17 protein-coding genes are annotated in these 21,579 nt (G+C 36.6%); 12 read left to right on the top strand and 5 right to left on the bottom strand.

Annotation, left to right across the window (positions count from 1 at the left end; all coding sequences use genetic code 11):
- Positions 1 to 197: 197 nt before the first annotated feature.
- Both BM361_RS16635 and BM361_RS16630 read left to right on the top strand, forming a co-directional pair.
- Positions 198 to 3,323 carry a SusC/RagA family TonB-linked outer membrane protein gene (locus tag BM361_RS16635; protein WP_055725792.1) on the top strand — a complete coding sequence of 1,042 codons (3,126 nt, stop codon included), beginning with the start codon at positions 198 to 200 and terminating at the stop codon, positions 3,321 to 3,323.
- 12 nt (positions 3,324 to 3,335) lie between these two features.
- Positions 3,336 to 4,928: a RagB/SusD family nutrient uptake outer membrane protein gene (locus tag BM361_RS16630; RefSeq protein WP_175496600.1), complete on the top strand. Its 1,593-nt coding sequence runs from the start codon at positions 3,336 to 3,338 to the stop codon at positions 4,926 to 4,928.
- A 73-nt stretch (positions 4,929 to 5,001) separates the two neighbouring features.
- Here BM361_RS16630 and BM361_RS16625 read toward each other — a convergent pair whose 3' ends face one another.
- The gene (locus tag BM361_RS16625) at positions 5,002 to 6,270 is read right to left on the bottom strand and encodes a UDP-N-acetylmuramoyl-tripeptide--D-alanyl-D-alanine ligase (protein ID WP_074980258.1); all 1,269 of its coding nucleotides are present in this window, start codon (positions 6,268 to 6,270) and stop codon (positions 5,002 to 5,004) included.
- A gap of 64 nt (positions 6,271 to 6,334) precedes the next feature.
- Positions 6,335 to 7,981, bottom strand: coding sequence for a gliding motility lipoprotein GldJ (gldJ, locus tag BM361_RS16620; protein ID WP_038260538.1), 1,647 nt, complete (start codon positions 7,979 to 7,981; stop codon positions 6,335 to 6,337).
- 362 nt (positions 7,982 to 8,343) lie between these two features.
- Here gldJ and porV point away from each other — a divergent pair, with 362 nt between their 5' ends.
- From porV to BM361_RS16575, 9 genes are all read left to right on the top strand, one after another.
- The gene (porV, locus tag BM361_RS16615; protein ID WP_074980256.1) at positions 8,344 to 9,492 is read left to right on the top strand and encodes a type IX secretion system outer membrane channel protein PorV; all 1,149 of its coding nucleotides are present in this window, start codon (positions 8,344 to 8,346) and stop codon (positions 9,490 to 9,492) included.
- Between the two features lie 2 nt (positions 9,493 to 9,494).
- The gene (gene cdd / locus BM361_RS16610; protein WP_074980255.1) at positions 9,495 to 9,980 is read left to right on the top strand and encodes a cytidine deaminase; all 486 of its coding nucleotides are present in this window, start codon (positions 9,495 to 9,497) and stop codon (positions 9,978 to 9,980) included.
- 260 nt (positions 9,981 to 10,240) lie between these two features.
- Positions 10,241 to 11,239: a pyruvate dehydrogenase (acetyl-transferring) E1 component subunit alpha gene (pdhA, locus tag BM361_RS16605; protein WP_038260545.1), complete on the top strand. Its 999-nt coding sequence runs from the start codon at positions 10,241 to 10,243 to the stop codon at positions 11,237 to 11,239.
- 6 nt (positions 11,240 to 11,245) lie between these two features.
- Positions 11,246 to 12,874, top strand: a complete 1,629-nt coding sequence (locus tag BM361_RS16600; RefSeq protein ID WP_074980253.1) for a pyruvate dehydrogenase complex dihydrolipoamide acetyltransferase — start codon at positions 11,246 to 11,248, stop codon at positions 12,872 to 12,874.
- 91 nt (positions 12,875 to 12,965) lie between these two features.
- Complete coding sequence (locus tag BM361_RS16595) at positions 12,966 to 13,928, top strand: M28 family metallopeptidase (RefSeq protein ID WP_074980252.1); 963 nt, start codon at positions 12,966 to 12,968, stop codon at positions 13,926 to 13,928.
- Positions 13,921 to 14,610: an SDR family NAD(P)-dependent oxidoreductase gene (locus BM361_RS16590; RefSeq protein WP_074980250.1), complete on the top strand. Its 690-nt coding sequence runs from the start codon at positions 13,921 to 13,923 to the stop codon at positions 14,608 to 14,610. The genes BM361_RS16595 and BM361_RS16590 overlap by 8 nt, the downstream gene beginning before the upstream one ends.
- Before the next feature lie 12 nt (positions 14,611 to 14,622).
- Entirely contained in the window at positions 14,623 to 15,222 is a 600-nt protein-coding gene (locus BM361_RS16585) for a SprT-like domain-containing protein (RefSeq protein ID WP_074980249.1), read from the top strand.
- 10 nt (positions 15,223 to 15,232) lie between these two features.
- Entirely contained in the window at positions 15,233 to 16,312 is a 1,080-nt protein-coding gene (locus BM361_RS16580; RefSeq protein WP_074980248.1) for a mannose-1-phosphate guanylyltransferase, read from the top strand.
- Between the two features lie 3 nt (positions 16,313 to 16,315).
- Positions 16,316 to 17,776, top strand: a complete 1,461-nt coding sequence (locus tag BM361_RS16575) for a DUF389 domain-containing protein (RefSeq protein ID WP_074980247.1) — start codon at positions 16,316 to 16,318, stop codon at positions 17,774 to 17,776.
- Positions 17,777 to 17,802: 26 nt separating this feature from the next.
- On the opposite strand, the gene BM361_RS16570 is transcribed toward BM361_RS16575, so the two are convergent.
- Positions 17,803 to 18,570 (bottom strand): ABC transporter ATP-binding protein, encoded by a 768-nt coding sequence (locus tag BM361_RS16570; protein WP_074980246.1) that lies wholly within the window; start codon positions 18,568 to 18,570, stop codon positions 17,803 to 17,805.
- Positions 18,571 to 18,595: 25 nt separating this feature from the next.
- Positions 18,596 to 19,333, bottom strand: a complete 738-nt coding sequence (locus BM361_RS16565) for an MlaE family ABC transporter permease (RefSeq protein WP_074980245.1) — start codon at positions 19,331 to 19,333, stop codon at positions 18,596 to 18,598.
- Between the two features lie 217 nt (positions 19,334 to 19,550).
- Here BM361_RS16565 and pafA point away from each other — a divergent pair, with 217 nt between their 5' ends.
- Positions 19,551 to 21,209 carry an alkaline phosphatase PafA gene (pafA, locus tag BM361_RS16560; protein WP_083425994.1) on the top strand — a complete coding sequence of 553 codons (1,659 nt, stop codon included), beginning with the start codon at positions 19,551 to 19,553 and terminating at the stop codon, positions 21,207 to 21,209.
- A 55-nt stretch (positions 21,210 to 21,264) separates the two neighbouring features.
- Here the strand turns inward: pafA and BM361_RS16555 are convergent.
- Positions 21,265 to 21,579, bottom strand: a 315-nt coding sequence (locus tag BM361_RS16555; protein WP_139226745.1) for an integrase core domain-containing protein, incomplete at its 5' end; no start/stop codon positions are given.

The raw sequence follows: 21,579 nt of genomic DNA, 5'->3' as shown, positions 1-21,579 counted from the left end.
GAACTATTAATTTGGGTCGGAGTTTATCATGTTTAACATTCGTTTAACGTCATTTGTTGCGGTTTCAGTTGGCTGTATAGATTTGTATTAACTTCTGAATATCGATGTTATTCCAATTTGTTTCAGGAATAAGGCGATTAAGTTCTATAGAGTCTTCTGGATCTATTATTTATTACTAACTCAAATTATTAACTTTTATGAGAATTAGGTTTTACTTGTTTTTAAAGGTGTTCCTGATTTCAGTCATTGCGATGGCTCAGGAAAAAACAGTAACCGGTGTGGTAACAGATCAAGATGGTCTGCCGTTGCCAGGGGCGAGTGTTATTGTTAAGGGTACCACAAATGGTACTCAAACAGATTTTGATGGTAATTATTCCATCAATGTTCAAAATGGATCAACATTAGTTTATTCTTATGTTGGTTTAAAAACTACAGAAAGAGTTGTAGGAGCTTCTTCAACTATAAATGTTTCATTGGAGCAAGATTCACAGGCTTTAGAAGAAGTGGTAGTTGTGGCTTATGGTACAGCTAAGAAGGCTACTTTTACAGGTTCTGCATCTGAGGTTAAGTCTCCGGAGCTTGAGAATATTCCTGTAGCTACTTTTACTGATGCTTTACAAGGTAATTCAAGTGGACTTCAAGTGAACAGTACCTCTGGTGATCCTGGGTCAGGTTCGGCCATTAGAATTAGAGGTATTGGGTCGTTGAGTGCTAACAGTTCTCCCCTTTATGTTATTGATGGAGTTATCGTGAATAACGGTAACGTATCAGAATTAGCAGAAGAGGGAGATAGAAGTTTAGCGACTTCTGATGTGTTATCTTCTTTAAATCCTGCTGATGTAGAATCAGTAACCGTTTTAAAAGATGCTGCCTCTACGTCAATTTATGGTGCTAGAGCTGCTAACGGGGTGGTTTTAATTACAACCAAAAAAGGTAAGAAAGGAACAGTAAGAATTAATTTCGATACTAAGTATGGTCTTTCTTCATTGCCAAGAGAAGGGTATGACCTTATGAATTCAGCACAGTATTATCGTACTTACTACGATGGGTATATTGCGAATGGATATTCTTCTGACGAGGCTAATCAGCGTACTGTAGCTGCCTTATCTGGTAATAACCCATACAACGTTGTAAATCCAATTGGTGCTGACGGTCAGCTTGTGCCAGGTGCGCAAATTGCTACAGATGTTGACTGGGTTGATCAGGTGTTTGGAACCGGTGAGATCAAAGAATACAATTTAAGTGCTTCTGGTGGTACTGAAAAAACATCTTACTTTACTTCATTGGGGTATTTAGATCAAACAGGTATCGTTGGTGGTACTGATTTTGAGAGAATTTCTACCAGAATTAATTTAGAGACTCAACTTTCTGATAAAGTTAAGGTTGGAACAAATACTTCATTAACTTACACAAACCAAAACAGAGCCTCTGCAAGTACCGCTGGTGCTTCAGCAGTTAGAAATGCTTTGTTATATGCAAATGCCATTCCGGTTTATCAAAGAGATGCTGATGGTAATATCGTGCTAGATGATAAGGGTAATAGAGTGTATAACTTTAACAATCCCGTAAGTTTAGATTTTAACCCGTTATATACAGTAGAGAATGATGTGTATAATACAAAGACTTACAGAGTTTTGTCTGGTATTTTTGCTGAGTTCGATTTAGATTTCATTACAGAAGGATTGAAATTTAGAACCGATGAGTCTATCGACTTTTCAAGTGTTGATGATTTCCAGTTTTATAATCCATTCCATGGTAATGGGCCAAGTGTTAACGGTAGAGGGTATGCGATCGCTTCATGGAATTCTTTATGGACAGCTTCACAGAAGTTTATCTATGACAGAACTTTTGGTGATCACCACTTTAATGTGTTAGCAGGTTTCGAGAGTTCAGAAAATAGAAATCGTGTAATTACTGCACATGCTACTCAGTATGCTATCTATGGTGATGTAGTGTTATCAGACTTAGCGAACGCTGCGCAATATGAAGGGGCAAGTTCAACAACTGATAAATGGTCTATTATGTCGTATTTCGGTCGTGTAAATTACGATTGGAAGGATAAATATTCAATATCTGCTTCATACAGACGTGATGGTTCTAGTAGATTCGGAGAAAATAACCGATTTGGTAACTTTTACTCGGTTGCAGGTTCTTGGAGAATTTCTGGTGAAGAGTTTATGCAGAGTGTTGATTGGGTAGATAACCTAAAATTAAGAGGTAGTTATGGTACTTCAGGAAATGATCGAGTAGGGTTGTATGACTATATTACAAACTTCTCATCATGGAACTATGACGGTATGCCTGGTAATGCATTATTTAAGCCTGGTAACCCAGATCTTTCATGGGAAGAAAGTGCTACTTTAAACGTTGGTCTAGACTTCCGTTTATTTAGAAATAGATTAAACGGTAGTGCGGAATACTATAACAGAGAAACTTCTCAGTTATTATATGAGACTCCAATTTCACTTGTTTCAGGTTTTGCTAATGTAATTAAAAACTCAGCGTCAGTTAGAAACTCAGGTTTCGAATTTAGTCTAGATTATAGATTGATCGACGGTGAAAACTTTAATTGGGATATTGCTGCTAATTATACAATTAATACGAATGAGATCTTAAGTTTGCCTACTGAAGAACAGATTAACGGAACTAAGATCTGGAAAGAAGGTGGAAGTATTTATGATTTTTACCTAAGAAGATGGGCTGGAGTTGATCCTGATAATGGTGATCCACTTTGGTATACTAGAGTTGTTGATGCGGATGGTAACGAAACGCTTGAAACAACTAATGATTATAATACAGCAGACAGATTTAATGTAGGTTCTGCACTTCCTGATGGTTATGGAGGTTTCCAGACAACTTGGAGCTATAAAGGATGGAGCTTATCTGCAAATACTTACTTTAGCATTGGTGGAAAGATCCTAGATCAGGTTGAAGCTGACTTATTAAATGATGGTAATGAATTAGGATACCAATTATCTGCTAAACAAGCAAACTCTTGGTCGCAGGCTGGTGATATTACAGATGTACCTCGTTTCATTCCGAATAATTCAAATAACTCTAATGGTGGTTTGTCTACTAGATACTTATACGATGGTACTTATGCTAAATTGAAGTCCGTTACCATTTCGTATTCAGTTGATAGAGATGTGTTGGATAAATTTGGTGTAAATAGTTTGTCCGTTTATGCTTCAGGAAATAACTTGTTAACTTGGACTAAATCAGATTTTGAAGGTTTTGACCCGGAAGTAGGACTAAACGGGTTGACTGGTTATGTAACTCCTAATGCAAGAACTATTGTTATGGGATTAAAATTAGGACTATAAAAACATATGAAAATGAAAAGATATATTAATAAATTATTATTGTTGTTTCTGGTAGTTAGTGCTGCAAGTTGTAGTAATGATTTCCTAGAGCAGCAACCATCAGACAGACCTACAGAAGATGTCCTGTTTAACTCTGTAGAGGGAGCAAAGATTCATTTAAATGGTTTATATTCTTTGCAGAACTATTACTATGGTGAAGGTACGAGAGGTATCTTGATTCCTGCGGTTATGGGGGATGATGCTTTAGTTATCTCTAGTAATAACTATACTAGATATGTGAATGAGTATCGTTATAACTACACAGTAGAAAGTAGTAGAGCTTACAACCTTTACTATTACAGTTACAGAACAATTTCAAATGCTAACTTATTCTTATCTCAAATCGATGGTATCGAGGGAAATGAGGCTGAAAAGAACGATCTTAAAGCTCAGGCTTTATCATTAAGAGCGTTTGCTTACTTTAGTCTTGTAAGATGGTTTGGTGAAACGGCGTATACTGACGATCCTAATGGTAGAGGTGTTCCTATTAACACAACTGTGAATAGTTTGGATGGGTATAACATTCCAAGAAGTACAGTGGGTGAGGTGTACGAGCAAATAGTTTCAGATTTAACCTTAGCAGAGCAATTAAGTCAGCCTGCTGATTACAAAGGATATATTGATGCTAGTGCAGTTGCAGCAATACAGGCAAGAGTATATCTAACGATGGGAGATTGGCAAAATGCTTCTAAGTACGCTAAAAAAGCTTATGCAGGTTTTTCTCTTATAGATGAGCAAACTTATTTAAGTGGTTTTAACAGTACGAACTCAGAAGTAATTTGGGAACAAAGATTCGTTGATAACGATACCAACATTTTCTTAAGTATTCCTTCGTTTACTTATACATCAGGTAATATCACCTATGGTGATAACAATGGTGATGGTGTTGTTGATGGGAATGATGTAAATGCAGGAACTCCGGGTGCTGAATTTGTATTTGGTTACAACAGTTTAAGAGTTACTGAATATTTTATCGAACTTTTTGAAGATACTGATTTCAGAAAGAAAATGTTCCCTGTTAACTTAGATCCTGACGGAAATAGAATTGGAGATGTTTCTCCAGATAAGACCTATGCCCAGTATGGAGCTGCAGACGGTTATTTAACTACCAAGTATAAAAGTGTTAGCTCATTAGGTACAGGAGATTTCCCTAGAATTCGTGCTAGTGAAATGTATCTTATCGAAGCTGAAGCTGAAGCAAACTTAGGTAATACAGCGGCTGCTCAAAGTGCTTTATTGACTATTAAGCAGAGAGCCGATAATACTGTTGCATCTGTAACCTTAACTGGTCAGGATTTGTTAGATGAAATCTATTTGGAAAGAAGAAAAGAATTGTTCTTTGAAGGACATAGATTCTTTGACATAAAGAGATTAGATCAGGACTTGGATAGAACTCCTTCAGATAAGGATCATTGGTCAGACTTTACTAATAATGATATCAGTAACGATCCAAACATTATTCCTAGAAATAGTGTAAGTAAGCGTTTTTGTTTACCAATCCCTCAAGATGAAATCAATGCAAATGAGGCGTTGACTGATGAGGATCAAAATGAAGTTTACAAGTAAGACTTATCAATAGAATATATTAAATCCCGTAAGGCATAGCTTTACGGGATTTTTTTGTAAGAGGTGTTTTTGGTTATAATAAGTCAAGAATACGCTCTAAAGCCATTCCTCTTGAGCCTTTGATTAGGATATTTAATGATTGCTCATTCTTAACGTCTAAATCCCTGGCAAGATCCTCATAGGTTTCGTGCTTAATGAAATTGTTTTTGGTGTTATAAAAGTTTTTACCCACCAAATGAACGATTTCAAAACCCATTGTAGAGCAGAGGTCAGATATGATTTGATGCTCTTTGGCAGCGTCCTTGCCTAACTCAAACATATCACCCAGTATCAGGATTTTTTTGCCTTTTTGTTGGGCGAAGTTCTCTATAGCAGCTTTCATGCTTGTTGGGTTAGCATTGTATGCGTCCAGGATGATTTTCTTTCCGTTTTTGTTAATGATTTGCGAACGGTTGTTAGAAGGAACGTAGGCCTCAACACCTTTCTTTATAGAGTTAAGGTCGATGTCGAAATAGAGTCCAATAGTGATTGCAACTGCAATATTGCTGAAATTATAGTTTCCTATTAGATTGGTGTGTATATCCATTTCGGCGTAGGAAACAGTAACATAGGGAGTTGTTTCTTTGTTGGTGATTTGTATGTCAGCAATGGTATGCTCGCTAAATCCATATTTGTTTGGGTAGCCTTCTAGTTTTTCTTGTTGAATTCGGTCATCGGCATTATAGAATATGGTTTTGTTGTTGGAGATTAAATGTATGAAAAGCTCGCTTTTTCCTTGAATCACTCCTTCGATGCCTCCGAAACCTTCCAAATGTGCTTTTCCGAAATTAGTGATAAAACCGTAGTCTGGTTGCGTAATAGAAGTTAAGAATGCAATTTCTTTCAAATGGTTGGCTCCCATTTCCACAATACCAATTTCTGTACGATGATCCATGCTTAATAAGGTTAGAGGTACGCCTATATGGTTATTGAGATTGCCAACGGTTGCAGTAGTTTTGTATTTCTGCGATAGAACAGCATTAATCAACTCTTTGGTAGTCGTTTTGCCATTACTACCAGTTAATGCAATGATAGGTGTGTTAAGCTCTTTTCTGTGGTAACTGGCTAATTGCTGTAGGGTATTAAGAGTGTCTGTAACATGTATAGTGTTAGGTCCTTTGTATTGTTCTTCGTCTATTACAGCGGCTATAGCGCCAGCTTGAAGTGCTTGATGGGCAAATTTATTGCCGTTAAAATTATCGCCTTTAAGAGCAAAGAAAAGGTCTCCCTTTTCTAATTTACGGGTGTCGGTACAAACCTTGTTGCATTTTAAAAACACCTTGTATATATCTTCAATATTCATAGGATAAATGTATAAAAAAAGCCCTGTTTTAAACAGGGCTTTTTATCAACATATTTGTGTAGTATTAATGTCTTGCTCTTTTTGTTCTTTTCTTGGCTTTAGAACCTACACGAGACATGGCGCATCTAAATCCGATATAATCAGTAGCCATGTATTGTGGTAAATATCTCCTTTGTGCCGGATCTAACCAATATGCTCTATCTCTCCAGGAACCACCTTTATATACTCTTACTTCATCATTGATAAGGGTTGTTCTGTTATTAGACTTGTCATACTCCATGATCATGTTTCCGGTAGAATCCGTGGATATTTTGTGCTTTGGAGCATTATACATGTCCTCTTCTGACTCACCGTCATCAAACCTTTCATAGAAATTTCTTGTAGAACCTTCATCACCATCTCTATAGTCTCTGTTGTCACTTTTAGAGAAGTTTGTTCTTAAGTAGGTGTCTTTTTCGTCTACTGGAACCATAGCCAATTCGCCAGGAAGATCTCTGGCTACAATTCTACCATTACTCAAGGTGTCATATTTGATTTCGCTTTGAGAAACGATCTTTAATTGTCCATCTTGATTGATGGCAGGTTTCATATAAACGTTTCCTCTGTAATAGTTAAAATCGTTTGCTTCATCATCAACTATAGGACGATATACATCTGCTACCCATTCAGCAACATTACCGGCCATATCATAAAGCCCGAAGTCATTTGGAGGATAAGTTTTAACTTTCGCTGTAATATCTGCTCCATCGTCAGACCATCCTGCGATTCCACCGTAATCACCTTTTCCTTGCTTGAAGTTGGCTAGTTGATCACCAATATTTTTTCTTCTTCCAGATCGGGTGTATTCACCTTCCCAAGGATATTTTTTTCTACCTCTGTAGTTGTTGTATTCTCTGGTGCCTACAATTGCCTGTGCAGCGTACTCCCATTCAGTTTCAGTAGGTAATCTGTAATCTGGAAGTATGATGCCACTTGTTCTTTTTGCAAAAACATTTGTAGAATCTCTTTGAGCTTTTCCTTGTAATGAGTCTATGTTACCGCCGTAGGCTTCTTCAGGTCTGTTTAAGTAGGTTTCAGTACTGAAGGTACCATCGATATCTCCTTGTGTAACTGCATATTTTGTGTTTCGAGCTAGAAATCCTTCTCTCTCAAGAATGTGCTCGTTAACACGATCAGTTCTCCATTCTGCAAATTGAGCAGCTTGAACCCAGTTAACACCAACGACAGGATATTCTGCATATGCCGGGTGTCTTAGGTAATTGTCTACCATTTCTTCGTTATAGCCTAAACGGTTTCTCCAAACTAATGTATCAGGTAATGCCCCTACATAAATGTTTTTGTAAGATGGATCATCTGGAGGAAATACGCTTTTAAGCCAATCCAGATATTCTAGATACATTACATTAGTAACCTCCGTTTCGTCCATGTAGAATGATTGAACGTGTTGTTGTGTTGGTGTGTTGTTCCAATCGTGCATAACATCGTCCTGCACTTTTCCTTTAACAAAAGTTCCTCCTTCTACAAACACCATTCCTGGAGGTGTTTCTTGCTCCTTAAAGTTGCTGTTGTATTGAAAACCACCTTCTTTGGAGTTAATTTGCCACCCGGTTGCCCTGGAGGTGTTTTTAGAAGATAAAGAGTTTTTGCATCCTGTAAAACACGCTACTGAAATAAAACAGAGCGACAAGATTTTAATAGAATACTTTCCCATAGTTAAGATTTGAGTTGTCATAAAAACATTGTGCAATATAATAATTAACTATATAAATTCAATTTTTTGAAATAAAAAATGCAATTCGTTTTCGTTGTATTACACTAATCCTTTAACGTTTATTTTGTAATTTTATTATGACGATTGTTAATAAAAATGAGAGTCATGCCGTAGGAAGACGTTTTTAATAAAGGTCTAATTGATTTGTATAAAGTATGTTGGTGGCGTTTTTAATATAAAAGACGACCATTTTTTATAAGATTTTCTGCATATCTTCGTTAACCTTTCAGTTAACCTTTGTGAGCTTTGTACTTGCTTTAACGGGGCAAAAGATTATTTTTGCTTAAATAGATTTTTCTCGTATGAAGAATATGCTAATGTTTATTTTGATTTATTCTATGGTGAATATGGTTTATTCGCAAGAAGAATATCAAGAAATAACCACAGGAGTTCCTTTCTTATTAATTTCAGCAGATGCAAGGGCTTCTGGAATGGGTGATCTTGGCGTGGCAACTTCACCTAATGCCTTTTCTCAGCAATGGAATCCTTCGAAATATTCATTTTCTGGTGAACAGGCTGGTATCGGAGTTAGTTACACACCATATTTAAGAGAGTTGGCCACAGATATCTCCCTTATGAATGTTACCTACTATAATAGATATAATGATAGAAGTGCCTATGCGTTTAGTTTGAAATATTTTGGTCTTGGTGAGATTTTATTCCGTCAGGGTATAGACGATGAGCCAATACCTGCAGAACCTAATGAATTTGCACTTGATGGTTCATATTCCCTGAAATTAAGTGATTATTTTTCAATGGGCGTTACAGGACGTTATATAAGGTCCAATTTAAAACTGCAACAAATTGATGCCAATTCCAGATCGGCTAACAGTTTTGCAGTTGATGTCTCCGGGTATTATCAGTCTGAAGAAAAAGTATATGATAAGTTTAACGGAAGATGGCGTGCGGGATTTAATGTTTCTAACCTCGGTCCTAAAATTCAATATGATGAAGGGGGACAAGAAAGTTCGTTGCCTACCAATTTAAAATTAGGTGGTGGCTTTGATTTTATCCTCGATCAGGATAATACTGTTGCTGTTTCATCGGAGTTCAATAAATTATTAGTCCCGACTCCTAAGGATTTTGACGGAGATGGAGATATCGATAATGTAGATAACCAAATGTATAACGATATTGGTTTTTTCGAGGGAGTGTTTAAATCCTTTGGAGATGCCCCGGGTGGTTTTGATGAGGAACTGAGTGAAATAATATGGGCATTGGGAGCTGAGTATAATTATCGTGAGATTTTTGCTCTTAGGTCGGGTTATTATCATGAAAGTAAGAAGAAAGGAGTGCGGAGATACTTTACCTTAGGTGCAGGGTTTAAGTTTAATAATACAACCATAGATCTCTCCTACTTATTCTCAACCTCTAATGTGTCGAATCCGTTAGAAAATACCTTGAGGTTTGGGTTAACTTTTAATTTTGGAGAAACCTATTATGATTATTAAATATGGAGAAGCTCACTGTTCAATCCGAATTTGAAATTTACGAAGGTCTTCAGGAATTGCCTGAAGATATTCAGGATTTAATGAGTCTGGCAGTTGAAACCAGAAAAAATGCCTATGCTCCTTATTCTAATTTTAAGGTGGGCGCGGCCATTCTTCTTGCTAATAAAGAGGTAGTGGTGGGGAATAATCAGGAAAATGCTTCATTCCCATCAGGACTTTGTGCTGAACGTGTTGCAATATATCAGGCAGGTGCTAAGTTTCCTGAGGTTCGAATAAAAGCCATAGCCATCACTGCCTCATCCGATAAATATGTAACAAGTGCTCCGATTCCTCCTTGTGGTGCTTGTCGTCAAGCTATCGCCGAATATGAAATAAATCAGGAGTCTCCAATTCCTATCTACTTCATGGGGGCTGTGGGGAAAGTGATGAAATCAAATTCATTAAAAGGTCTTTTGCCCTTGCTTTTCGATAAAAACAACTTTATTTAACAAAAAAATGAGATAAAAGCCTTTTTTCATTTTTTCACTTTTTTTGAATATGCTACTTTTGTAGTTCGCAATTAATTGTAATGATTTATCTGCTTAGAAAGTTAAAATAAGTGATTAAGGAAACGAGCATTAATAAAATTTAATTACAGCTTAAGCGTGTTGAAGTTTTTTAATGTGAGAACGAAGGCAATGAGTGGTTGCATACGGTCTCAATTTTATGAATTATTTTATATAGGTAGTAATTAGTAAAATTTAAACGTGTGAAAAAAGTTACTAAAGAAGTTTACCTGAAATGGTACGAAGATATGTTGTTTTGGAGAAAGTTTGAAGACAAGCTTGCGGCAGCATATATACAACAAAAGGTAAGAGGGTTTCTTCATTTGTACAACGGACAAGAAGCCGTTTTAGCAGGATCTTTACATGCTATAGATCCTAAAAAAGATAAACTGATAACAGCTTATCGAAACCACGTGCAGCCTATCGGAATGGGGGTAGACCCAAAACGAGTAATGGCCGAATTGTTCGGAAAAGGTACGGGTACTTCTCAAGGTTTGGGAGGTTCAATGCATATCTTCTCTAAAGAACATAACTTCTATGGAGGTCATGGTATTGTAGGAGGGCAAATTCCTCTTGGTGCCGGACTTGCATTTGCAGATAAATATCAGGGTAATGATGGGGTGACTTTATGTTATATGGGAGATGGTGCTGTTCGTCAGGGATCACTTCATGAAACATTTAATCTTGCAATGTTATGGAATTTACCTGTTGTGTTTATTTGTGAAAATAACGGATACGCAATGGGGACCTCAGTTGCAAGAACTGCTAACCATACCGATATCTATAAACTCGGACTTGGATATGATATGCCATGTGCGGCGGTAGATGGTATGAACCCTGTTAAAGTTGCAGAAGCCGTACATGAGGCTGTTGAAAGAGCTCGAAAAGGTGATGGCCCAACTTTCCTTGAGATTAAAACTTATAGATACAGAGGTCACTCAATGTCTGATGCTCAGCATTACCGAACTAAAGAGGAGGTAGAAGAGTACAAAAAGATTGATCCGATTACTCAGGTATTAGATATCATTAAAGAAAAGAAATACGCTTCTAAAGCCAAAATTGAAGAAATCAATAAGCGTGTAACTGATCGGGTTAAAGAATGTGAGAAGTTTGCAGAAGAGTCTCCGTTCCCTGAGAAAAATGTAATGTACGATACGGTATACGAACAAGAAGATTATCCGTTTTTATCACATAAACTTTAATATATAATGGCAGAAATCATTAATATGCCACGTTTGAGCGATACCATGGAAGAAGGTACCGTTGCAAAATGGCTTAAAAAAGTAGGAGACAAAGTAGAAGAAGGTGATATATTGGCCGAAATAGAAACAGATAAGGCTACTATGGAGTTCGAATCGTTCTATTCTGGAACACTACTTCATATTGGTGTTGCTGAAGGCGAAACTACAAAAGTTGATGAGCTTTTAGCTGTTATTGGTGATGAGGGAGAGGATGTTAATGCCATTATTAATGGTGCTCAGGCAACTGAAACAGTTGAAGAAAAAACGGAAACACCTCAGGAAACAACCGCTGATACAGCTGCTCCGGCTGCAGAGATGCCGGAAGGTGTAGAAGTGGTTACCATGCCACGTCTGAGTGATACCATGGAAGAAGGTACCGTTGCGTCTTGGCTTAAGAAAATTGGAGATGAAGTCACTGAGGGAGATATTCTTGCTGAGATCGAAACTGATAAAGCCACCATGGAATTTGAGTCTTTCTATGCCGGGACCCTATTATATATAGGTGTTCAGGAAGGTGAATCTGCACCCGTTGATTCGATATTGGCGGTAATTGGACCTAAGGGTACCGATGTGGATGCAGTGCTTAACGCCTCTAAGTCTGGTGGAAGTGCTCAAACTGAGACTCCAAAGTCTGAACCTAAGAAGGATACACCTGTGGCAAAACCAGAACCAGTGGTTGAAAGTAAACCTGCTGCAACAGCAACGACAAGTACAACTGCAGGAGGTAGAATTTTAGCCTCTCCACTTGCTAAAAAAATGGCTTCCGAAAAAGGAATCGATTTAGCAAATGTACAAGGTACTGGAGAAAATGGAAGAATTGTTAAAAAGGATATAGAGAGCTACAAACCAGTTGAAACTTCTGCTCCTGCTTCTACAGAGGTAAGTGGTGTTCAGCCATTTGTGCCTGCAGGTCAGGAAAGTGTTGAAGAGGTTAAGAACTCTCAAATGCGTAAAACCATTGCCAAACGTTTAGCAGAGTCTAAATTTAACGCTCCTCACTACTACTTGACAATAGAAGTGGATATGGACAATGCAATGGCTTCAAGAAAACAAATTAATAACCTGCCAGATACAAAAGTGTCTTTCAATGATATGGTAGTAAAAGCATGTGCGATGGCATTGAAAAAGCATCCTCAGGTTAATACTTCATGGAAAGGAGATACCACTCAGTATAACCATCATGTTCATGTAGGGGTAGCTGTTGCTGTAGATGAAGGGCTTGTTGTTCCTGTGCTTAAGTTCACAGATCAACTGGGCTTAACACAGATTGGCAGTCAGGTAAAGGACCTTGCGGGTAAAGCGAGAAATAAGAAGCTTACGCCTGCAGAAATGGAAGGAAGCACCTTTACAGTTTCTAACCTTGGTATGTTTGGTATTCAGGAGTTCACTTCTATTATCAACCAACCTAATTCTGCCATTCTTTCTGTAGGTGCAATTGTTCAAAAGCCAGTGGTTAAAGATGGACAGATTGTTGTGGGTAATACCATGAAAGTAACTTTAGCATGCGATCACAGAACTGTAGATGGGGCTACTGGAGCACAGTTTCTTCAAACCTTAAAAGCGTATATGGAGAATCCGGTTACTATGCTTGCGTAGACTACAAATAATATATATTTATTAGAAAGCTGCTTTGTTTATAAATAAAGCAGCTTCTTTTTTTATCTTTATATCCAATTAAAATTTAGAGATGATAAAAAATATACTTTCAGTGACAATCCTTGGCTTAATTGCATTTGGATGTAAGCCTTTGTCAAATAGCAAATATAATGACCGTGAAAATCCTGAATCTGTAACCGAAGAATCAGTAGCTGAATTAATGGATTTTTTGTCCTCAGATCTACTAATGGGTCGAGATTCCGGAACAAAGGGACTTGAAGAAGCCGCAAACTATATTGAACATGTTTTTTCTAAAAGCGGGGTGAAACCATATTTTGAAACCTACAAGGATTCTTTGTCAAATTTTAAAAATGCGTTTAATGTTGTCGGAGTAGTAGAAGGAAGTGATCCGGAGTTAAAAAATGAATTTATCGTTCTGGGAGCTCATTATGATCATGTTGGTATCATAGACGCAATAGAAAAAGATTCTATAGCCAACGGAGCGAATGATAATGCCTCCGGGACAACAGCAGTAATAGAATTAGCAGAATATTTCGGTAAGACAAAAGAAAATAAAAGAAGCCTGATATTTGCATTGTTCGCGGCCGAGGAAAAAGGATTGCTCGGGTCAAAGCACCTGGCACCAAAATTAAAAGAAAAAGGTATTAATCTATATGCAATGGTGAATTTTGAGATGATTGGGGTGCCTATGAGTAAAGACTATACAGCCTATTTAACAGGGTATGAGGCCTCCAATATGGCTGCTAAGATGAATGAATATTCCGGAGATGAAAATTTAGTTGGTTTTTTACCTCAAGCTAAAGAGTTCAATTTGTTTAAAAGATCAGATAACTATCCTTTCTATGAAGTCTTTAAAGTGCCTTCTCAGACCTTATGCACATTCGATTTTACAAATTATGATTTTTACCACCATGTGGATGATGAAATGTCGGAGATAGACATACCACATATGACTTTATTTATCAAACAGATGATTCCTGTAATTACCCAAATGGCAAATACTAAAAAGAAGGAAGTTTATTTTTATGAGTAATAAGAAACATATAATTATAACCGGAGTTAGCCGTGGAATTGGATTTGAACTGGTAAAACTTTTTGCAGATGCAGGCCATAAAGTATTGGCTCTTTCCAGAAACGATAAACCCGTATCGCAGTTAGAGTATCCAAATGTTACCAGTTTTTCATTTGATTTAAACACTGATGAAGATGTTAATCGAGTGAAATCATTTGTAGAAAATGAATGGAAGCATGTAGATGTGCTTATCAATAATGCAGGTAGATTGCTCAATAAACCTTTTTCCGAAACCTCGCGAACTGAATTCGAAGCAGTGTACAAAGTAAATGTTTTTGGATTAGCAGAATTAACCAGAATAATTATTCCACATATGAACAAACAAAGTCATGTTGTGAGCGTTAGCAGTATGGGAGGTGTACAGGGAAGTATGAAATTTGCAGGGCTCTCAGCTTACAGTTCTTCAAAAGGAGCAGTGATTACACTTACCGAGTTATTAGCTGAAGAGTACAAAGAAACAGGTCCTTCATTTAATGTGTTAGCATTGGGAGCCGTTCAAACTGAGATGTTAGAAGAAGCTTTTCCCGGTTACATGGCACCATTATCAGCTTTGGAAATGGCAACTTATATTTATGAATTCTCCTTAAGTGGTCATAAATATTACAATGGTAAATTACTGCAGGTTTCGAATAGTACACCCTAAACAATTTGCTGAATGTTTGACGTCTTAAAAAAATATGTGCCGGATAATGCTGCTCAACCGTGCTTTGAATTGATTAAGCAAAATGAAGTTCATTTAAAAGTGGTTAATGAACGCGTAACACGTCATGGAGATTATAGAAGACTGTCCAATGGGATGCATCAAATAACAGTTAACGCCAGCCTTAATAAGTATCGCTTTTTGATAACGCTCATACATGAAATAGCACATTTAATTGCGTTTCAAAAGTATGGTCGTTATATCAAACCCCATGGCAATGAGTGGAAGTATACCTTTCAACAATTAATGTTGCCATTCATACGCCCGGAAATATTCCCTTCTGTCCTCCTGCCTGTATTGGCAAATCATTTTAGAAATCCCAAAGCAAGTAGCGATACTGATGCTAAATTATCGTTAGCATTGAAGCAGTTTGATGAAGGACCCGATAAAACCTTTATATTTGAATTACCATATGGGAGTTTGTTTAGAATCTATAATGGTAAAATTTTTAAAAAGGGAAATAGAAAAATAAAGCGATACGAGTGTCTTGAAGTAAATTCAGGTAAGGTGTATCTTTTTCAACCAAATGCTGAGGTAGAGGAACTCCCACAGTAAATCATTCAAGATGAATAAAAATTATTATGCGGTAATCATGGCCGGAGGCGTAGGTTCTCGGTTTTGGCCGTTAAGTACCCAGGGCTATCCAAAACAATTTCATGATCTTTTAGGGTCAGGGCAAACGCTTATTCAAAAAACGTTCTCACGCCTGAATCGTTTTATTCCAAAAGAGAACATATTGGTTTTAACTAATGAGCGATATAAGGAACTTGTTTTAGAGCAACTTGTGGATGTTAAAGAAGATCAGGTAATTTTGGAACCCGCAAGGCGAAACACAGCCCCTTGTGTTTTATATGCATCATTAAAAATTCTCAAAAAGAACCCAAATGCCCTTATGTTAGTTGCCCCTAGCGATCACTGGATTGAAGATGAATTTACTTTTGAGAAAAACATTAAAAGATGCTTTGAAGAATGTGCTCAAAAGGAGATTCTAATGACACTAGGAGTTAAACCAACTTTCCCTAATACAGGATATGGATATATCGAGTTCAAAAAGAAATCAGGAGTAGAAATTAAAAAGGTACGTCAGTTTAGAGAGAAACCTGACTATGAAACGGCTAAAATATTTTTAACAAAAGGAAACTTTTTATGGAATGCCGGAATTTTTGTTTGGGGGGTCCGGAGTATTGTAAATGCCTTTCAAAAGTTTCAGCCAGAGCTATACACCTTGTTTGCTCAGGGTATGCAAGTGTACAATTCCGATAATGAATCTGATTTTATAGCAGAAAATTATGAAAAGGCACAAGACATATCTATAGATTACGCAATCCTTGAGCACGCTAAAAATATTCATGTACTTTTAGCAGGTTTTGATTGGAACGATTTAGGAACATGGGGCTCTTTATATAATGAACTAGAGAAAGACGGAAACCAAAATGCCATTCTGAATGCAAAAACTTTGCTTACTAATAGTAATAGGAATATTATTAAAACAGGCCCGGGAAAAATTGTCGTTATGGAAGGATTAAATGATTATATTGTGGTGGATAAAGACAATATTCTTTTGGTTTATCCTAAAGAAAAAGAACAAGATATTAAAACAGTATTGGTTTCTGTTAAACAAAAGTTAGGCGATCATTTAATATAGGGCATGGAAGAGAAAGCAAACAATACCAAACAGGAAGACAAGGTACAAGAGGAGAAAATAAATCAAAGTACCGATAAGGTTAAAAAGGATTTTTCCGGCCTTCTAGGAAGTCTTAAGACCTTTCTGGCAGACCTTTTGGATATTAGAGGAAATACAGACCAAGAAACTACCATTGATGAGATCAAAGGGGATATAGCTTTTAAAGGTCATACTTCCTGGATTTTAATTTGTTCCATTTTTATAGCATCTGTTGGGTTAAATGCAAATTCAACCGCTGTAGTTATTGGAGCCATGTTAATTTCACCCCTAATGGGACCTATTTTGGGGATGGGAATGTCATTAGCAATTAATGATATAGACACTTTACGAAGATCCGTTAAAAACTTTCTCGTAATGGTGGTTTTAAGTGTTTTAACAGCTTTCTTATTTTTTAAACTGTTTCCACTTCGAGATGAATCATCAGAACTTTTAGCTCGAACTGCTCCGGATATTCGGGACGTACTTATTGCGTTTTTTGGTGGTTTGGCACTGGTAATTGCTCGTGCAAAAAAAGGTACAATAGCAAGTGTGATCTTTGGGGTAGCAATTGCAACAGCCTTAATGCCTCCGCTTTGTACTGTTGGTTTTGGACTTGCTATATGGAATTTACAATATGCCGGTGGAGCTATGTATCTCTTCATTATTAATACGATTTTCATAGGATTGGCTACCTTTTTGGTATTAAAGATTTTACGATTTCCGATGGTGCGCTATGCTAATTCGGCCAGAAGAAGGTTTATTGCAAGAGTAGCATCTATAGTAGCAATTATAGTTATAGTGCCTGCATTGTTTACGTTTTATAACGTGTGGCAGGAATCGATGTTTAAGAAGAATGCAAATTCATTTATTAATGAGAAGGTGAAAACGTATCAATTTTCAGATCAAGGATATTTTCTTGATAAATATAATACCATAGAATACAATGGAGGAGATAATCCAATAATTGAATTGGTTTTTGGTGGTGGCGAGTCCATACCCGATAATGTAATTCAAACCTGGAGAACACAAATGGCTACCTATCCGTATCTGGAAAATGCAACATTGGAAATTAAAGGAGGTAAGGATGATTCTGAAGAAAAGTTTAAATACGTTTCGGAACTTTATGAATCAAAAAAGCGTGAAATGGAAACTAAAGATCAACGAATTTCAGTTTTGGAAAATGAATTGGAGAAGTTGAGTATGTATGCATATAACCAAATTCCGTTTGCAGAGATAAGTAAAGAAGCTAAAATAAATTATCAGAATCTTGAAGAATTTGCCTTTGCGTTTCAAATGAAAACTAATTACCAAAAAACTGATACCATACCGGTTTTTTATGTAAAGATGAAAAAGACAGCAACAGCCTCCAAGGAGTTAGAGAAAATGAAAGAGTGGCTAAAAGTTAGAACGAATAATACTAAGGTTGAAGTCAAACAAGTCAATTAAAAAAAGGAGCTCATGAGCCCCTTTTTTTAATCCCTTTCTTCAATATACATTTGTCTTACTTTTTTAAACAAGTCAGAAGAGTAAACAAAATTAGTTACTGCTTCATTATTTGTTTTGAAAATTTCGTTATTGGTGCCTTCCCATTCCTTATGACCATCTTTAAGAAAGATAATCTTTTCCCCGATTTCCATTACCGAGTTCATGTCATGTGTATTGATGACTGTGGTGATGTTATATTCTTTTGTAATTTCCTGAATGAGATTGTCTATTAAAATAGCCGTTTTTGGATCAAGTCCAGAATTAGGTTCATCACAAAATAGATATTTTGGGTTGTTGACAATAGCTCGGGCAATAGCTACACGTTTTTGCATACCACCGGATAATTCGGCCGGGTATTTTGTGTGCGCATTTTTAAGGTTTACCCTTTTTAAAACAAAATCCACACGTTCCTTCATTTCATCGTATTCCTTATCAGTAAACATTTTTAATGGAAACATTACATTCTCTTCAACGTTCATGGAATCAAACAGGGCACTTCCCTGAAAAACCATTCCCATTTCTTGCCGGAGATTTCTTTTCTCATCATCGTTGAGTTCCGAATAAACCTTTCCGTCATAAATGATCTTTCCTTGGTCAGGAGTATGTAAGCCCAAGAGGGATTTAAGGAAAACTGTCTTTCCTGAACCACTCTGACCAATAATAAGATTGGTTTTACCCTTGTCAAACACGGTTGAAATTCCTTTTAAGATTTCAACATTTCCAAACGATTTATGAAGATCTTCTACTACAATCATTTCCGTTGTTTTTTATGAGCATTGATTAACCCAACATCATTTGGGTAATAATATAATTTACAATAATGATAACGACACTCGTCCATACAAACGAAGTAGTACTGGCTTTTCCAACTTCTAGGGCGCCACCTTTCATATAAAATCCATAAAAAGCAGGAATGGTGGCAAGTATAAAAGCAAAGATGATGGTTTTAGTGAAAGCATAGATCACATGAAAATCCTTAAAATCAACTTGAATCCCCTGTACGAACTCAGCACTGGTACTGTAATTTCCAAATACTGCAGCCACCCAGCCTCCAAATATTCCAAGGTACATGGCAATGGCAATAATAAACGGATAAAGCATCAAAGCTATAATCTTTGGGAACACTAAATAATTCAATGCATTAATACCCATTACTTCTAGGGCATCTATTTGTTCAGTGACCCGCATGGTTCCTATACTTGAGGTAATATATGATCCTACTTTTCCTGCCATGATGATAGAGGTAAAAGTAGGTGCAAATTCAAGAATTACAGATTGGCGTGTTGCAAAACCAACTAAATATTTTGGAATCAGAGGGTTGTCTATGTTTAGTGCAGTTTGAATGGCAACTACACCACCTACAAAAAATGAAATAAATACGATTATACCCAGAGAACCGTATATAAGGTCGTCGATTTCTTTTAAAATTAAAGTCTTCATAATCGACCATTTTGTAGGTTTATTGAAGACTTCTCTTATCATTAAAAAGTACTTGCCTATATTTTGAAGATACTTCATGTATTAAAATTCAGGTAATTATTTAAGGACACCCATCCCTAATAACAATACTGTCAGGATGATGGTCTCTAAAAGTTAAAAATAGAATAACTGAGGTAAAAATAATAATCTTAAGCGGTATTTTAACCAATTCTTAAAGCGAATAATAAACGAATCCCCTATTTTTGTTTGTTTAGGTTCGTAAATTTTATATTAGAAATATTAAATACAAAACAAAGTGAAGAAAATTAAATTGTCAAAGCTTGCTTTTTTGACTGCCATAGCAGCTTTATTTCTTAGTAACGGTTTGAGTGCGCAATCGGTTAATGATGCTTATAAAAAACCCAAATTAGTTGTAGGTATCGTTGTCGATCAGATGCGGTACGATTATTTACCTCGTTTTTGGAATCGTTATGGAGACGGTGGATTCAAAAGAATGGTTGCCGAAGGATTTAACTGCAAAAACAATCATTTCAATTATGTACCTACTTATACAGGGCCTGGCCATGCTTCAGTTTATACGGGAACAACCCCTGCCTTTCACGGAATTATAGCGAACGACTGGTATGATAAAACCATAGATAAAAGTGTTTATTGCGCTCAGGATGATAATGTAAACTCGGTAGGAACAAATTCGGATGCCGGTAAAATGTCTCCAAATAGAATGATAACGACCACAGTTACGGATCAATTGAGGTTAGCAACTCAAATGAGAGGTAAGGTCATAGGCATTGCTATTAAAGACAGAGGAGCTATCCTTCCAGCTGGTCATAGTGCCAATGCAGCCTATTGGTTTCATGGAAAGGATGAAGGTGCTTTTATTAGCAGTACTTATTATATGGATGAACTTCCTAAATGGGTGACCAGGTTTAATAAATCCGATGCGGCAAAACAATATAAGAAAGAGTGGAATACATTATATGATATTGAAACTTATACAGCCAGCGGTACTGATATGAATAATTTTGAAGGAAAATTTAAAGGAGAGAAAGATGCGGTTTTTCCTCATAAATTGAATAAACTTTGGAAAGAGAATAACGAATATGATATCATTAAGGCAACGCCATTTGGTAATAGCCTGACTACCGACTTTGCTATAGCAGCAATTGAAGGAGAAGAATTAGGAAAAGATGACGAAACGGATTTTCTGGCGGTAAGCTTTTCAAGTACCGATTACGTAGGGCATCAATTTGGTGTTAATTCCGTTGAAATTGAAGATACGTATTTACGATTAGACCAGGATTTGGAGCGTCTGTTTAATAAGCTTGATCAAGAAGTAGGGAAAGGAAACTATTCGGTTTTTTTAACTGCAGATCATGCTGCTGTTCACGTACCTGCCTATTTGGAGTCTGTGAAGATTCCTGGGGGCTATTTTAGTACATCAGATTTTAAAGTTAAATTAAATGAGTTTCTGCAAGAGGAGTATGGAGCAAAAGGGTTGGTTAAGAACTTCTCTAATTTTCAAATATTCCTTAATTATGAAAAACTGGAAGAGTTAGATCTTGATTTAGCTGAGGTTGAAGAGGCTATAGCTAATGAAGTGGTTAATTACGATGGTGTATTTGAAGTTTTTACAGCACAGGAGATGCGAAAGCATGACTTTACCCAACCAGTACCATATTTATTGCAAAAAGGATACAATCACAAACGATCAGGTGATGTTATGGTGGTTCTGGAACCGGGTGTGATAAGCTATTCAAGAACAGGATCAACGCATGGATCTAATTTTAATTACGATACCCATGCACCTCTATTATTTTTCGGACATGGAATTAACCATGGAGAAACTACGGAAAGAACGGAAATACCTGATATAGCGCCAACAATCTCAGCATTGTTGGGAATCGCATTCCCGAATGCGACTACTGGAAATCCAATCAGTGAGGTTATAGACTAAATATAAATCTAATGAGTCGTCCTAATATAGGTTGACAGTTTTTAAAAAAGTTAAATCAAACCAGAGTAGTTCGCTTCTCTGGTTTTTTTATATGTACAAAATTAGGTGTTTTCATGTTAAGACTTAAATGTGGTCTTACATTATTGTAAGTATCAATAGACTCTTTAACCAGGAGTTCAAGTTCTTTCTTGTTATTGCATTGATAAATTAAAAATTCACTTTTTAAGATACCGTTTATTCTTTCGGCTAATGCATTTTGATAACAGTCATACCCTGTAGTCATGGAAGGTCTGATATTGTTTTTTCTCAATTCCGTTTGATAAACCTCGGAGCAATATTGTAGCCCTCTATCCGAATGATGGATGAGCTT

The organism is Zhouia amylolytica (genome assembly GCF_900116365.1).
GTDB classification, from domain to species: Bacteria; Bacteroidota; Bacteroidia; order Flavobacteriales; family Flavobacteriaceae; genus Zhouia; species Zhouia amylolytica.
Note: the sequence above shows the minus strand (reverse complement) of the source record. Positions and strands in the feature narration are given on the sequence as shown.